Annotated in this window: 14 protein-coding genes; 7 read left to right on the plus strand and 7 right to left on the minus strand. The window is 68.1% G+C overall.

The features are described from left to right. Positions 1-13: 13 nt before the first annotated feature. The 3 genes from VMT40_RS08255 to VMT40_RS08265 all read left to right on the plus strand — a co-directional run bounded on the left by VMT40_RS08255 (position 14) and on the right by VMT40_RS08265 (position 2,208). On the plus strand, positions 14-553 hold the full coding sequence (locus VMT40_RS08255; RefSeq protein WP_326357390.1) for a carboxymuconolactone decarboxylase family protein: 540 nt from the start codon (positions 14-16) through the stop codon (positions 551-553). A gap of 191 nt (positions 554-744) precedes the next feature. Beyond that, complete coding sequence (locus VMT40_RS08260; RefSeq protein WP_326357391.1) at positions 745-1,494, plus strand: HNH endonuclease family protein; 750 nt, start codon at positions 745-747, stop codon at positions 1,492-1,494. Between the two features lie 21 nt (positions 1,495-1,515). After that, positions 1,516-2,208, plus strand: a complete 693-nt coding sequence (locus VMT40_RS08265) for a PhzF family phenazine biosynthesis protein (protein ID WP_326357392.1) — start codon at positions 1,516-1,518, stop codon at positions 2,206-2,208. Positions 2,209-2,229: 21 nt separating this feature from the next. On the opposite strand, the gene VMT40_RS08270 is transcribed toward VMT40_RS08265, so the two are convergent. Then, positions 2,230-2,586, minus strand: coding sequence for a VOC family protein (locus VMT40_RS08270; RefSeq protein WP_326357393.1), 357 nt, complete (start codon positions 2,584-2,586; stop codon positions 2,230-2,232). A 92-nt stretch (positions 2,587-2,678) separates the two neighbouring features. Here VMT40_RS08270 and VMT40_RS08275 point away from each other — a divergent pair, with 92 nt between their 5' ends. Then, the gene (locus VMT40_RS08275) at positions 2,679-4,223 is read left to right on the plus strand and encodes an MFS transporter (protein ID WP_326357394.1); all 1,545 of its coding nucleotides are present in this window, start codon (positions 2,679-2,681) and stop codon (positions 4,221-4,223) included. Between the two features lie 36 nt (positions 4,224-4,259). Further along, positions 4,260-5,291, plus strand: coding sequence for a pentapeptide repeat-containing protein (locus VMT40_RS08280; protein WP_326357395.1), 1,032 nt, complete (start codon positions 4,260-4,262; stop codon positions 5,289-5,291). A 14-nt stretch (positions 5,292-5,305) separates the two neighbouring features. On the opposite strand, the gene VMT40_RS08285 is transcribed toward VMT40_RS08280, so the two are convergent. After that, positions 5,306-6,532, minus strand: a complete 1,227-nt coding sequence (locus VMT40_RS08285) for an aminotransferase family protein (protein WP_326357396.1) — start codon at positions 6,530-6,532, stop codon at positions 5,306-5,308. 105 nt (positions 6,533-6,637) lie between these two features. After that, positions 6,638-7,372: a DUF5134 domain-containing protein gene (locus tag VMT40_RS08290; RefSeq protein WP_326357397.1), complete on the minus strand. Its 735-nt coding sequence runs from the start codon at positions 7,370-7,372 to the stop codon at positions 6,638-6,640. 137 nt (positions 7,373-7,509) lie between these two features. Here VMT40_RS08290 and VMT40_RS08295 point away from each other — a divergent pair, with 137 nt between their 5' ends. Then, positions 7,510-7,698: a hypothetical protein gene (locus VMT40_RS08295; RefSeq protein WP_326357398.1), complete on the plus strand. Its 189-nt coding sequence runs from the start codon at positions 7,510-7,512 to the stop codon at positions 7,696-7,698. Positions 7,699-7,716: 18 nt separating this feature from the next. On the opposite strand, the gene VMT40_RS08300 is transcribed toward VMT40_RS08295, so the two are convergent. The 4 genes from VMT40_RS08300 to VMT40_RS08315 all read right to left on the minus strand — a co-directional run bounded on the left by VMT40_RS08300 (position 7,717) and on the right by VMT40_RS08315 (position 12,863). Next, the gene (locus VMT40_RS08300; RefSeq protein WP_326357399.1) at positions 7,717-9,546 is read right to left on the minus strand and encodes a vWA domain-containing protein; all 1,830 of its coding nucleotides are present in this window, start codon (positions 9,544-9,546) and stop codon (positions 7,717-7,719) included. Positions 9,547-9,549: 3 nt separating this feature from the next. Continuing rightward, positions 9,550-10,608 carry an ATP-binding protein gene (locus VMT40_RS08305; protein WP_326357400.1) on the minus strand — a complete coding sequence of 353 codons (1,059 nt, stop codon included), beginning with the start codon at positions 10,606-10,608 and terminating at the stop codon, positions 9,550-9,552. An 81-nt stretch (positions 10,609-10,689) separates the two neighbouring features. Next, the gene (locus tag VMT40_RS08310) at positions 10,690-11,418 is read right to left on the minus strand and encodes an IclR family transcriptional regulator (protein ID WP_326357401.1); all 729 of its coding nucleotides are present in this window, start codon (positions 11,416-11,418) and stop codon (positions 10,690-10,692) included. A 5-nt stretch (positions 11,419-11,423) separates the two neighbouring features. Then, positions 11,424-12,863: an APC family permease gene (locus VMT40_RS08315; RefSeq protein WP_326357402.1), complete on the minus strand. Its 1,440-nt coding sequence runs from the start codon at positions 12,861-12,863 to the stop codon at positions 11,424-11,426. Positions 12,864-13,131: 268 nt separating this feature from the next. On the opposite strand from VMT40_RS08315, the gene VMT40_RS08320 reads away from it, so the two are divergent. Then, positions 13,132-14,649 carry an APC family permease gene (locus VMT40_RS08320; protein ID WP_326357403.1) on the plus strand — a complete coding sequence of 506 codons (1,518 nt, stop codon included), beginning with the start codon at positions 13,132-13,134 and terminating at the stop codon, positions 14,647-14,649. The last annotated feature ends 281 nt before the right edge of the window (positions 14,650-14,930 follow it).

Genomic DNA, 14,930 nt, shown 5'->3' on the forward strand with positions numbered 1-14,930 from the left:
AAGGACTTTCGCCGTGACCATCGAGAACCTGAAGAACTCGCTACCCGAGTACGCCAAGGACCTGAAGCTCAACCTGTCCTCGCTGTCGCGCACCACCGTGCTGAGCGAACAGCAGCTGTGGGGCACCCTGCTGGCAACGGCGGCGGCCACCCGCTCGGCCTCGACGCTGCGGGAGATCGCCGAGGAGGCGGCCGACGTGCTGTCGGCCGAGGCGTACAACGCCGCGCTCGGGGCCGCGTCGATCATGGCCATGAACAATGTGTTCTACCGCGGCAAGGCGTTCCTGGAGGGCCGCTACGACGATCTGCGCGCGGGCCTGCGCATGCAGATCATCGGCAATCCGGGTGTGGACAAGGCCGATTTCGAGCTGTGGTCGTTCGCGGTCTCCTCGATCAACGGCTGCCAGCACTGCCTGGAGGCGCACGAGCACACGCTGCGGGAAGAGGGCGTGTCGCGCGAGGTGATCTTCGAGGCATTGCGCGCGGCGGCGATCGTGGCGGGCGTCGGTCAGGCGGTGGCCGCGACCGAGGCTTTGGCGACCACCTCGGTGTAACCCGGAGCACGAGGCCGCAACTCGAAGAAGAGGCTGTAGCTCGAAGGAGAGGCCGTGTACCGCGAGGTGCACGGCCTCGCTTTCGCTTGCCACACGGCCTCTCCCCTCGGTTGCCATGGGATTGCTGCAATCAGGTCACCACTCAGCAACAATGCCCGTATCGTCCGATTTGCCCCCATAGACTCCCCGGCATGCCCAAGCGCTCCCGGACCACCGCCCGGCGTCGTTGGCGCAAACTCTTCGCCACTTCCGTACTGCTCATCACCGCGGGCGCGGTCGGGTTGGGGCTGTATCTGAACCATCACGAGGTGACGCGAGCGGAGCCGCCGCCCGTGGGCGATCCGGAGGGCACGCAGCTGCTCGGAGCGGCGCAGGCGCGAACCGGACTGGATCGCCTCACCGTCGCCTGGAATCGCAATTGGGAATCCTACGAGCGCACCGCGTTCGGTCCCGGCTGGTCGGGGCGCGGCGGTGAGCCGGTGCTCTCGGACGGGTGCACCGCCCGCGAGGACGTGCTGAAGCGCGATCTGACCGAAACGCGTGTGGGCGACAGTAATTCGTGCATCGTGCTGACGGGGATCCTCATCGATCCGTACACCGGCGAGCGACTGCCCTACGACCGATTCAAGGCCTCCGACATAGAAATCGATCATGTGGTGGCGCTCGGCGATGCCTGGCGTTCGGGCGCGTCCGGCTGGAGTCCCGAGCAGCGCGAGAAGTTCGCCAACGACATCGGCAATCTGCTGGCGGTGCAGAAGCAGGCCAATCAGGACAAGGGCTCCAAGACGCCGGACCAGTGGCGACCGCGCGAGGCCTACCAATGCGATTACGCGCGCCGGTGGGTGAGCGTGAAGGCCCGCTGGGGATTGACCGTGCAGCCCACCGAGAAGAGCGCCCTGGCGGACATGCTCGAAACCTGCGCCCCTCCCGTGAATCGATAACTGTCGGTAAGCTCGACTGCCATGACCGTTCCGGAAAGCGATGGCGCTCAAATCGAAGTCGTCCGCGTGTTCACCGACCAGGCCGGACGTTTCGGCAATCCGCTCGGCATCGCGCGGTACTCATCGGTCGCCGACGCCGACCACCAGGCCCTGGCCGCACGCGTCGGTTTCAGCGAGACGGTGGTGCTCCACGATCCGCGGGACGGGCGCGCCACCATGCGCATCTACACCCCGGCCGTGGAATTGCCGTTCGCCGGACACCCCAGCGTCGGTGCGGCGTGGTGGCTCAACGAGCAGCAACATCCGGTGAAGGTTCTCGATGTGCCCGCCGGTCCGGTCGAGGTCGCCGTCACCGACGGCATGACCTGGGCGCGGGCCCGCGCCGAATGGGCCCCGACCTTCGAATTCCACCAGTTCGAGGACGCGGCCGAGATCGCCACCCTGGACCCGGCCGATTTCCCCGAGGGCAAGCACTACTGCTGGGGTTGGACCAATGAGTCGCGCGGTGCGGTGCGCGCGCGAATGTTCGCCCCCGCCATGGGACTTCCCGAGGACGAGGCCACCGGCGCGGCCGCCATTCGCCTCACCGCCCTGCTCACCCGCGGCCTGAACATCACCCAGGGGCAGGGCTCGCAGATCTTCACCGAATGGGATTCCGACGGCTGGGCCCGCGTCGGCGGACGCGTGGTCGCCGACCATCCGATCCAGATCTAACCGATTCGCTGCCCGAACGATCTAACCGATTCGCTGCCCGAACGCGAGACGATGCCCACCGGGGATGCGGAGCACGAAATCCCGCAGCCCCCAAGGGTGTTCGGTGAGCGGCATAACAATATCCACTTTGCGTAACACGCAGTGGTCGTGCAACGCGTCCACATCACGCACGCCAACGTACCCGGCGGTGGTCTCATTGACAGCGGGATTCTCGGTGCGGACGATGCCCAGCCCGACCCCGTCCCGGCGCAGCAGCGCCAGCCCCATCTCGGGCTCGTGCACCTCGACCACAAACCCCAGCACGTCCCGCAGGAACTCGACGGTCGGCTGGAGATCGACCACCTCGAGGTTGGCGCGGTAGCTCTCGAACTCGGTCATTTCCGCAGCGTACGTCGGTGGGCGATGAAATTGTGGAGCTCGCACCGTCACCATCGGCAACAGCTCGTCCGCCCCCGAAGGGACGATTCCTCGTGGAGACCACAGTGATGCCACCGGCCGCCCCTCCGCGAGACGACCGTGCGGGACGGCGGGAGTGGATCGGCCTCTGGGTGCTGACCCTGGCCTGCCTGGTCTACGCCATGGACCTGACGGTGCTGGACCTGGCGGTACCGAAGATCAGCGCGGCCCTGCGCCCGAGCAGCTCGGAGCTGCTGTGGATCATCGACATCTACGGTTTCGTGCTGGCCGGTCTGCTGCTCACCATGGGCACCCTCGGCGACCACATCGGCCGTCGCCGTCTATTACTGCTCGGCGCAGCGGTTTTCGGCACCGTCTCCATTGTCTCGGCCTTCTCCCCCAACGCCGAATGTCTGATCGCCTGCCGGGCCCTGCTGGGTATCGCCGGAGCCACCATCGCCCCCTCGACCCTGTCGCTGATCTTCACCATGTTCCGCGATCCCCGCCAGCGCGCGCTGGCCGTCGGCACCTGGGTGAGTGCCTTCTCCGCCGGTGGCATCGCGGGCCCGCTGCTGGGCGGCATTCTGCTGGAACGCTTCTGGTGGGGTTCGGTCTTCTTCCTGGCCGTCCCGGTCATGGCCCTGCTGCTGATCCTCGGCCCCCGCGTCCTGCCCGAATTCCGTGATCCCGAGGCCGGTCGGCTCGACCTGACCGGTGCCGCCCTGAGCGTGATCACCATGATCTCGCTGGTACTGGCCATGAAAAAGATCGCCCAGGACGGCATCGGCCCGCTGCCCGTGGCAGCGGCCCTCGTCGGACTGGTCACGGGCGCGCTGTTCGTCCGCCGTCAGCTCACCCGCCCCGACCCCCTGCTCGACCTGCGACTTTTCGCCGTGGGCAGGTTCCGAACCGCGCTGGGCATCAACGTGATCGCGGTTTTCGTGCTCTTCGGCTACCTACTGTTCGTAGCCCAATACTTCCAACTGGTCCTCGGCCTGACGCCCCTCCAGACCGGCCTGGCCATGGTCCCCACCAGCCTTGCCTCCGTCCTCGGAGCCCAGGCCGCCCCGTATCTCGTGCGCGTCCTGCGCCCGGCCTACCTCATCGCCGCCGGGATGGCCTTGGCCGCCAGCGGCCTGCTCCTACTGACGCGACTGTCGACCGACGATGGCCCGGCCCTTGCGGTCCTGGCCTCGTTCATCATCTCCCTCGGCCTGGCACCGATCTTCGGCATCACCACCGAACTGATCGTCGGCTCCGTACCCCCCGAACAGTCCGGCGCGGCCTCCGGCCTCTCCGAAACCGCCTCCGAACTGGGTGGCGCCCTGGGCATCTCGATCCTCGGCACCATAGGCCTGGCCATCTACCGCACCGACCTGGCCACCACCCTCCCCCACCACCTCCCCGCCACCGACGCCGCCCGCAACACCCTCGGCGAGGCCGTCCAGGTCTCCGAAACCCTCCCCACAGACCTCGCCTCGGCCGTCTTGTCCACGTCCCGAACCGCTTTCGTCCACGGCATCCACGTCACCGCCTGGATCGCCGCCCTCGGCGCGATCGCGATCGGGGTGCTGGCCGTGGCCAAACTACGACACGTCCCTGCGGCGGCGCGGTCCTGATCGGGCTGCTGGCCGTGGCCCGGTCGCACTGCGATCATGACGGGGGTGAACAGCGCTACACCGCCCAGGCGTCGCCGTCTCGCGAGAGTATCCGCGGGACTGAACCGGCCTGACGAACAGTCGGACCCGAGCCGTATCAGCAAGGTGGGCAACACCATAGGCAAGGCCGTCACATGGGACGGATGGCTCAAACTCGGGGCCGTCGTCACGGCCGTGGGTGTCCTGGTCGGGTTCTGGTTCACCGATCACTCCTTGCAGGCGACGAATCGGCAAATCGAAGCGAGCAATAGGCAATTGGTGCTCGCGCAGCAGACCGAGATCACCGACCGGTTGGCGAAAGCCGTTGAGGAGCTCGACAATCAGGGCCTCGATGCCCGCATGGGTGGGATCTATCTGCTGGGGCAGCTCGCGCATGATTCGATCGAGAATCGATCGGTCGCCTTCGAGATCATCGGCGCCTATGTCAGGACGCACGCCGCCTACCCGGCGGAGGTTCCGCGCCAAATGGATTCCTACAAATGCAATTCGGACGGAAAGATAACACCTGACATTCAGGCCGCCCTGACCGTCATCGGCCATCGGGACTCGCCCGCCGAGGAACCTGTCGACCTTTCGGAGACGTGCCTGAACTATGCCCAGCTCATGAACCTGGACTTCCGCAATGTCGATCTGACCCGGAGTGGGCTCATGAACGCCGAAATCAAGGCGTCGACCTTTGTGGGATCACGGTTTCAGGACGTCAGTTTCGTCGGAGCGCGAACCACCGACACCGACTTTCGAAATGCCTGCTTCGCGGGCACCATCCTGACCTACACGTCCCTCACCGGTGACGACCTTCGGGGCGCGACGTTCGATGGCGGGTACCTGAAACGAACCGGATTGACGAACGTCAAGGTGGGCTCTACGACCTTGCATGCGATGGATATCCGGCAGACAGACCTGACGGGCCTGGATATGTCGCAGGTGACCGTCCAGGACTTGTTCGCCAACGACGAAAACCACTGGCCGCCAGGCTTCACCCCGCCGCCGCTGACCGACCGCGCGGGGATCGCACCGGGCTGCCAGTAGTCCGTCTCCGTGACCTAGCCGAGGGCCTTGGCGAAGCGGTCGGCCATCTCCGCTACCTGAGTCTCGGTGATGACGAAGGACGGGGAGATTTGGAGGGCGCCCTGACCGGCGGCTCGGGTTGAGACGCCGTGGGAGCGGAGGGTTTTCACGAAGGGGAGGGCTTCGGCGGGGTCGGCGAGTTGGACCGCGGCGACCGCGCCCAGGCCGCTGCGGACCTCGGCGACTCGGGGGTGGTCGGCCAGGGGGGAGAAGTACTGGTGGAGGAGGGATTCGAGGTTTTTGCTGGCGTCGAGGAGGTTTTCGCGCTCGAAGATGTCGAGGTTGGCCATGGCGGCGGCGGCCGCACCGGCGTGGCCGCCGTAGGTGTAGCCGTGCCGCCACCAGGTGCCGCCGGAGAAGAACGGTTCGGCGATGTGGGGGGCAATGAAGACCGCGCCCATGGGGACGTAGCCGGACGTGAGGCCCTTGGCGGTGGTCATGAGGTCGGGCTCTAGGCCGAAACGCGAAGAGGCGAACCAGGATCCGCCGATGCGGCCGAAGCCGGTGACGACCTCGTCGGCGACGAAGAGGATGTCGTTGTCGCGGCAGATCCGGCGGACCTCGGTCAGGTAGCCCTCGGGCGGGAGGTAGACGCCGCCCGCGCCGATAATGGGTTCGGCGAAGAAGGCGGCGATGCGATCCGCGCCCACCTCCTCGATGAGCGCGCTGAGCGCCTTGGCCTGATCCCATTCGATGGTGCGGGTGTCGGGCATGAAGACGCCGGTGTAGCCCTCGGCATTGACCGGGATGCCCGCCAGCGAGGTGCCGCCGACATGCATGCCGTGGTACGCCTTCTGGCGGCCGACCAGGATGGTCTTCTCGGGGCGGCCCATCTCCTGCCAGTAGCGCCGGGCCAGCTTGGCGGCGGTGTCGACGCCGTCGGAGCCGCCGGAGGTGAAGAAGATCTTGCTGCCGGGCACGGGGGCCAGCGCCGAGAGTCGCTCGGCCAGCTCGCGGGTCACCGGGGAGGCCAGGTCACCGAAGTTGGAGTAGTGGGCGACCTGGGTCAGCTGCGCGGCCACCGCGTCGGCGATCTCGCGTCGACCGTGACCGACATTGGCGAACCAGAGTCCGCCGGTGGCGTCGAGATACTGCGTGCCACCCTCGTCCCAGATGACCGCGCCCTCGCCGCGGGCCACCACGAACGCCCCGTCCCGCTCGACCGCACCCATATCGGCGAAGCCATGCCACAGCGAACCCATCCAGTGCACCTCCATCACCCGATACCGGCCACACCCGTCCGGGCGCACCGACCTAACCTCACCATCTCACCAGAGCGACGGTGATCAGGTCGAACGGCCCCCGGGTCAGGCGACCGCGGCGGCCACGAGCATGTAGGCGGTACCGAGATCCATCACCAGGTGCGGCACCACGGCCAGCGATCCGGCCGCACCGGCGGGATGCGGGAACACACGCGGCAAACGATTCCGGAGACCGGGCACCGACATGACGAGCGCGTCCACGGTGAACAGCGCCGCGAGCGCGAGCATGAGCCCGGACGCGGGCCCCCCGTGCCCGAACATCGCCGCCCCCGACGAGGCCATGGCGTGCCCCGGCGAAGACATGGCGTGCCCGGGCGACCCGTGCCCGCTCATCGCATACAACATGGCCGCGGCCGCCATCACGTGATACACGAACGCCCCGACCCCGCCTCCCGCACGGTCGGTGTCCGCGATCCCATTGCGCCACCGCGGAATCCCATTCCGCCACCGCAACACCCGTTCGCCCAGCACCAGTGAATACACCACCACCATGGCCGTCAGCACCCCGCGCACCGCGTCGGGTGCCACGGCCGTCGGAAACACCAACATTCCCAACATGACCCCGCACATCACCAGGTGCGCGGCATCGGACTCCTGATCCGCGCATTCCCGCACCCCGGGCCGGTGTCGCCCCAGCCGGGCCACCACCAGGGCCGCCGCCAGGCAGAAGGCGATCACCGCGATCCACCGCACCGCCCCGTACCGCTCCACGAATTCCGCCACACCCCACCACCTCTCACCGCGGCGACCGGCCCCACCCTCCATGGTGACACCGCTCACGCCCGGGCACGTCCGCCCTTGCGCTGCCGAATCCCCCGCCCCGGCACCGCCACTGATGACCGATTACCCGGCCGATTCGCTCGCCGCCATCGCCCTGAAGGGTTGCTACGCGTACGAATGAACAGAGGAGTACCCGCATGCGGCCCCGCCCGAACGCCGACCCCATCGACCCCATCGCCGACTTACGCGCCAACCTGAACCTGCTGCGCCATTCGGTCGAGCAGATGACCGAGGCCATGCGCGGCATCCTCCAGGAGATGCGCGGCTTCGACGCCCGCCTCAGCGCCCTCGAGGCCCATGTGGGCGACAGCCAGCCCAACGACTAGCTCGAAGACGCTGGGGAATCAGCGGATTCGGAAGACCGGGCCGTGCGGGCGGAACGGGAGTGACGCACCGGCCGGGATCAAGTAGGCGTGTTCGTGGCGGATGCGGAGGACGTCGATCATGCCGTCGGTGATGACCAGGATCGGGCCGTCGGGTGGGAAGTCGTCGGCGCGTTCGAGGAGGCGGATGCCGGGCTGCAGGACGGTGCCGCCGCGCCCGCGGACCCGGACGCCGGAGGCGATCTCGTCGACGGGGAGGTATCCGGCGTCGTGGGCGGCGGCGTCGCAGTAGACGACCCGGGCGCGCGGGACGTCGCGGGCGGTGGCGTAGGAGGCGATCGCGCCCAGGCCTTTTCCCATGAGTTCGGCCGACATGGATCCGGACGTATCGAGCACCACGCCGAAGGTCGGCAGTCGCACCGATTCCTCGGGCCGCACCCAGGCGGGCCGGGGAATGTCGGGGGTCGAGGACTGGCGGCGGGAGGCGCGGGCGTAGCTGCGCCGCTTCTCCACGGCCGGGATGTGTTCGTCGAACCATTGCGCCAGCTGGGCATCCCACGGCAGCGGGGGCTGATCGAGGGCGCGGATCTCCTGCTCGAGTCCGGCGGGCAGCAGGCCCCGGCCGCTGGACTGGTGGAAGGCCAGCCCGGTGCTCAGCGCATTGCGGTAATAATCGTCCAGATCCAGGTAGCGGCCCGGAGTCTGCCCGTGCGGCAACGGTTCTCCGAAGATGTCGCTCTTGCCGCGACCGCGCAGGGTGGCGATCTTGCGCAGCCGCCGCAGATCCGAGGCGATGCGGTCGTAAACCTGTTCGGAGGACAGCCCTTTCAGCTGCGGATCGTAGAGCAGCCCCTCGGGCAGCTGCCCCACGCCCATCTCGACGAGCCAGCCATTGACCACGTAATCGCAGGCGACATTGAACAGGTAGTGGTCGCGCCACCCCGCGCGCTCCCCGTGACGCAGTGCGGCATGCAGCATTTCGTGCGCGAGGACGAACTTCCACTCCTCGTCGGAGAGCCCGGCCAGCGGATTGATGTAGATCTCGGCCGCCTCCGCATTGACCGCCGCGATCGAAATATCCCAGCCGCGCGCCAGATCCGCGTCGGCGACGATCTTCATCCCGGCGGCCAGCGCACCCAGCAGCGGATACGAGGAGACAAACCAGTTCAACGCCCGGTCCCACACCCGCATGGTCTTGACCTGCCCACGCGTGACATCTCGCCCCGCCACCTCGAGCGCCTCGCGCGCGGCGTCGCCGATACCGGTCGCGAAGAGTTTCTGATGGTCGCGCTTGCTCGCGACCTCCACGCTGCCGACGAAGAAGTCGGGATACTCGTTGCGCCGGTAGGGTTCCGGGACGCCGACCTGCCACCACCGCCGCGCCAGCGCCAGTTCGTCGGCACCGCCCGGCGCGGGCGGCAGGTCCACCGGCGGGCGGCCGAGCTTCAAGGTCACCAAGTACTGGTCGATCACCGTGCAGCAGGCGGCACGATAGATCGGATGCGGCTGGTGCGCGGCCGTGAGCCAGGTGCGCGCGTAGGAGTTCGATTCCAATGCACGCTCGGGTGCGTTGCGCGGATCGAGGTGGCCGAAGCCCGCGTGCAGGAGCAGATGCGCGAACACCCATGCCCATTCCTCGGCGGTGCCGCGCCGCTTCGGGTTGTAGGTGATCGTGCCCCAGTCGGAAATGACCGCCCACACGTCCTCGGGCAGCTGGCCATCCGCCTCGCTGAGCCCGTTCCGCAGCCGCCGGAAGACCGCGTGCTGACGCACCTGCGCCCAGCCGTTGACCAGGTTCTCACGCCACGGGTCGACCACCTTGCCGCGCTTGCGATTCGACCGTCCGGGCACGGTTCACCTCCGCGCGGCCAGTCGCGGCAGATCGCGGGTGATCTCGACCAGGAACCAGGACGGCAGCACCGGCAGCCCCTGATCGTCGGAGGCGATCACCAATTGCGCGCACTCGACCGAGATTTCGGCCAGCTCGGTGAGCATCGTCTTGGCGCGCAACGAGAATCGCTTGATGCCGGGCGAGGCGTGCTCGCGGGAGGCGGGCAGCTCCTTGATCAGCCGGGCGCGGAAGGCCTCGGACAGGAAGTAGAGCAGGTCACGGTCGGCGGGTTCGCGCGGCCAGCCGACCTCGCCCTTGATGACGGCCTCCAGATCGAAGGCGTGGCGCACGGTCTTGACGAAGGCGCGGAACCCGGAAGCGTGTGCGGTGGTGAGGATTCCGGACGCGAGCACCCACAGCACCGTGTCGTCGATGCCCTCGCCGTAGGAGTGCAGCGCGTCGGAGAGCATGTGCCAGCCGCGCGGCGTCGAGAACGGCTGCTCGGTCTTGGGCGGCTGCGACCACAGGTGATCGGGCCGCTGCATGAGGTATTCGATCACCCACGGGTGAATGCCGCCGGTACTGGCCCATTTCAGCCAGTCGTCCACGTCGGCGCGCAAATGCACGTGCACCATGCGATTCACCAGCGCCGAGGCCATCGGCCGGGCGAGCGCGTTGTCGGTCGCGCGATTACCGGCCCCGATCACCACCGATCCGGCGGGCAATTCGTAATTGCCCACGCGCCGATCCAGAATCAGCGAGTAGAACGATTTCTGTACTTCCGCGGGCGCGGCATTGAGTTCGTCGAGAAACAGGCAGTACGGCTGGTCGCGCGCGATCATCTCCGGCGGCGCGAACCGGCTGCGGTTCTCCACGATCTGCGGCACACCGATGAGATCCTCGGGCGCCAGCTGGGTCCCCAGCAGCGTGACGCATTCCAGCCCGAGGCTCTCGGCGAAATCGCGCACGAGCGAGCTCTTCCCGATTCCGGGGGCTCCCCACAGAAATACCGGACGCACGACCGCGACGTGCAGCAGCAGCTCCGGCAACTGATCCGGAGTCACCGTGACAGTCGCTTCCAATTGGTCCTTTCCACATCGAATGTCGTCCCAGATTAGGAGCGCCCATCCGATCGAAGCCACCGATTTTTCGCGGCGCGGGGATCAATACAGCAGCGGGCCGAGGTGGGTGGCGCAGTCGCGGGCGGGGTCGCGATGCGATTCCAGCGCGGGCAGCCGATTGCTCGGCCCGGTCAGACACAACGCGCCGGACAGCGTGCCGGTGCCGTTGTAGATGGGCAGGGCCAAACACGCGACACCGGGCACGAGTTCGTCTGCGGCCCTGGCATATCCGGTGTCGCGGACGGCCTGCAGGTCCCCGGCCAGGGCCGCGTGATCGACCTTGGTGCGCGCGGCGATCCGCACCGGATGCGCGACCAGCGTGCGCCATTCCGTCCGCGAGGCCAGCAGCAGCTTGCCCGCCGCGGACGCGTGCAGATGCCGCGACAGCTCCCGCTCGCCCGGGATCGGATGGTCGGGATCCTCACTGAGCACCTGGACCGCGGCGGGCCGAAAGTGCATGAGGTGCACGGCGAATCGGGTCGAGGCCCGGAATTCGTCGAGCAACCCGCGCGCGGCGGTGGGCACAGCGGGCACGTTCACCGCCGCCGCGAATCCGCGCAGCCGCGCGCCCAGCGCGAACCCGCGCAGATCGGCGGTGCGCACCAGATATTCGTCGGCCACAAGGGAATTCAGCAGCCGATAGGTGGTGGCGGGCGCGATGCCGAGGCGCTCGGCGATCTCCTTGGCGGTGACGCCCACCCCGCAGTCGGCGACCGCCTCGAGAATGGCGATGGAGTTGGAGACGGTATTGGTGCGACGCGAATCCGGCATGGCGGCTACCGGAAGGTCACGGTGGGCAGCAGGTCTTCGGGGCGCGGCTCGTCGTAGATGCCGATGCCGCGCAACCGATCCGGCGCGAACACCCGAAGCGCGAGGGTGAACAGCGCCGCGGCCGCCATGATCGCGGCGTAGGCGATCACCACGGTGACATTGTCATTGCGGGCCGAGACGGCGGCCGCGACCATGAGCGCGCCCAGCAGGACCGCGGTGACCGAGCCGAGCACGGCCAGGCGGCGGCTGGATTCGCCGATGCGGCGCAGCAGCGCGGGCGTGGACAGACAGGCGGGCAGATACGAGCCGAGGTAGCCGAGCGCGCTCAAGGTCAGGAAGCTGCGAATCCCGTCCTGGGGTTCGGCTCCCGAGAGCAGGTACCACAGCGCGCAGGCGGCCACGGCACCCACGGCCGCGACAATGGCGGGCGCGGGCGTGTGGAAACGGGGGTGCGCACGGCCGACGGCGGCGGGTGCGATGCCCTCGCGGCCCATGGTGAACAGCACCCGCACCAGGGCATTGATCGAGGCGACGGTGCACGCGAAGAACGAGGCCGCCACCCCGAGATCCAGGACCACCACGAGGAATTCGGAGTTGTCCAGCATCAACAGGTCGGTGACGGGAGTCGAACTGGTGGCGGTGCCCGCGGGCGCGCAGGTCAACGCCACCGCCTGCGCCGCGACCGCGAACAGGTAGATGACGGCCGCGGCCACCGGTGTCCACATCAGGGTCCGGGGCACCGAGCGGAACGGCCGATAGGCCTCGGCGGACAGGGTCGTCGCGCTCTCGAAGCCGACGAAGGCGCTGATGGCCACCACCGCGCTCAGGGCGAGAGTGCCGGTGCCGCCGTGCCATTCGAACACCGGCTCCGGCCGCGGCCGGTGCGCGTCGCGGGTCAACAGATAGCCCATGACCACCAGCACCGTGACCACCGAGACGCATTCGATGAGCAGCGTCACCGACGCGGACAGTCGAATGCCGCGCACCATGAGGACCGCCGCCACCGCCGCCGCGGCCAGCAGCAGCCCGACGATCGCCGCGGTCCCGCCGAATCCGGCCAGGCCTGCGGTGACCGCCATCTGATTCAAGTAGATGCCCACCGAGATCAACCCGGACACACTGACGCTGGCGTACCCGACAATCGCCGACCACCCGGTCGGTACCGCGATGGCGGGACCGAGCCCCTTCGCCACATACGTGTACAGCCCGCCCGTCACCGCCAGCCGCTGCGCCATCGGCCGAATCACCAGGGCCACCGCCCACGCCAACAGGGCCGCCGCGAGGAACACGGCAATGCTCGCCCCGCCCCCGGCCGCGCCGATCACGAAGGCCGGGGTGACCACCGCCGTCCCCGACGGGGCGATGGCCGCCACCGACTGCGCGAACACCGGAACGAAAGGCAGTTCGCGCCGGGTCAATCCCCGCAGCGGCGATCGTTCGACCACGGGCAATGGGCTCGGCGGGGCCGATCTCATCCGCACACGCCTCTCTCTCGCCAGGGATTTGCCACAGCGTCGCCGACGCGTATTGCGCCGACGTAAACGCCGGTAACGACCGCTTGTCGCGAGGCGAGAGAAAACTCTCGCGGCTTTCTCGACGAGGGACACCGTCGAACGCCCGCCCCTGTTACAGACCGTCTATAGCGTTCCGCCGCATTGGAAGTGAACCCGTCACCCGGGGATTCGGGTGCGGGAGCAGGAGAAAGACGGATCCATGACGCAGCAGATCGACCGCGCCACCGCCGCGCCACCCGCGGCCGCACCACCCGACGGGGTACACCGGCTGAAAGCCAATGCCGTGGGCTTGCTCGGCGTCGTGTTCATGGCCATCGCCACGGCCGCGCCCATTACCGCCATGACCGGCAATGTGCCCTTCATGATCTCGGCGGGCACCGGCAAGGGCACGCCCGCCGCCTTCCTCATCGCCATGGTGGTGCTGGCGGTGTTCTCGGTGGGCTTCACCACCATGAGCAAGCACATCACGGCGACGGGCGCGTTCTACGGCTTCATCTCCTTCGGCCTGGGCCGTTCGGCCGGGCTGGCGTCGGGGCTGCTGGCGACCTTCGCGTACATGGTGTTCGAGGGCTCGCTGGTCGGCATCTTCTCCAGCTTCGGCGCGAATACCGTTGCGGCGCAGTTCGGCTGGAATGTGCCGTGGTGGGTGTTCGCCGTGATCATGCTGGCCATCAATGCGATGGGCACCTGGTTCGGGGTGGCCGTGGCGGAGAAGTTCCTGGTGGTGCTGCTCGGCACCGAGTGTCTGGTGTTGGCGATCATGGGTGTCGCGGTGGCCTTGCACGGCGGTGGGCCGCACGGGTTCTCGTTCGCGCCGCTGAATCCGATCAATGCCTTCGCCGGGCCGTCGGCGGGGCTGGGTCTGTTCTTCGCGTTCTGGTCGTGGGTCGGCTTCGAGTCGACGGCCATGTACGGCGAGGAGTCGCGCGATCCCAAGCGGATCATCCCCAAGGCCACCATGATCGCGGTCATCGGCGTGGGCATCTTCTACGTGTTCGTGTCCTGGATGGCCATGTCCGGCAACGGCATCGCCGAATCCGCCCAGCTGGCCGGGTCCGACAATCCGATGGACGTGTTCTTCCACCCGACCCAGACCTATGTCGGGCACTGGGCGGTGAGCGCCATGCAGTGGCTCATGATGACCGGATCGCTGGCCTGCGGCATGGCCTTCCACAACTGCGCGGCCCGCTACCTGTACGCGCTCGGCCGGGAGGGCGTGTTCCCGGTGCTCAAGCGCACGGTCGGCCGGACGCATCCCAAGCACGGGTCGCCGCACATCGCGGGTCTGGTGCAGACGGTCGTCGCGATCGCGCTGGTGGCCGGTTTCGGCATCGCCGGAAAGGACCCGTACTCCGGCACCTACACGCTGTTGGCGATTCTCGGCACGATGGCGATCCTGGTGGTCCAGGCCACCTGCTCGTTCGCGGTCCTCAACTACTTCCGCACCAACCATCCCGAAACCCGGCACTGGTTCCGGACTTTCCTCGCCCCGCTGCTGGGTGGTCTGGCCATGATCGGCGTGGTGCTGCTGCTGGTCCTCAATATGGGCACCGCCGCGGGCACCGAATCCGGCTCCCTGGTGTTGAAGGCCACCCCGTGGCTGGTGGCCGCGATCGCCCTGGGCGGCTTCGGTTTCGCCGAATATCTCAAGCGCCGCTCCCCCGACCGCTACGCCCTGGTGGGCCGGACCGTGCTGGAGGAAACCCACGAACGCTGATCTCGCCTGCCTCCTCATCGCATGGCAACGGCCCGGTCGCCTTTCGGCGGCCGGGCCGTCAGTGGAGCTTCGAGACGCCGTGCACGTATCCGACGCCCCGCGGTGGCACCCTCGGACAGTGCGCGATGCGGTTCGCCCCACGGCGTTCCGAACAGTCGGAGCGAGTGTCGCGAGGTGATCACGAAACCCGTCCGCCCACAACGAGTGTCACCGCTGCGCGCGCCGGACGCCGCCCGCACCGCGGGGAACGGCACGGGAGGTCGGCGGGTTGGCGCGGGAGG

Origin of the sequence: Nocardia sp. CDC160, from assembly GCF_035818795.1 — a bacterium.
Classification (GTDB): domain Bacteria; phylum Actinomycetota; class Actinomycetes; order Mycobacteriales; family Mycobacteriaceae; genus Nocardia.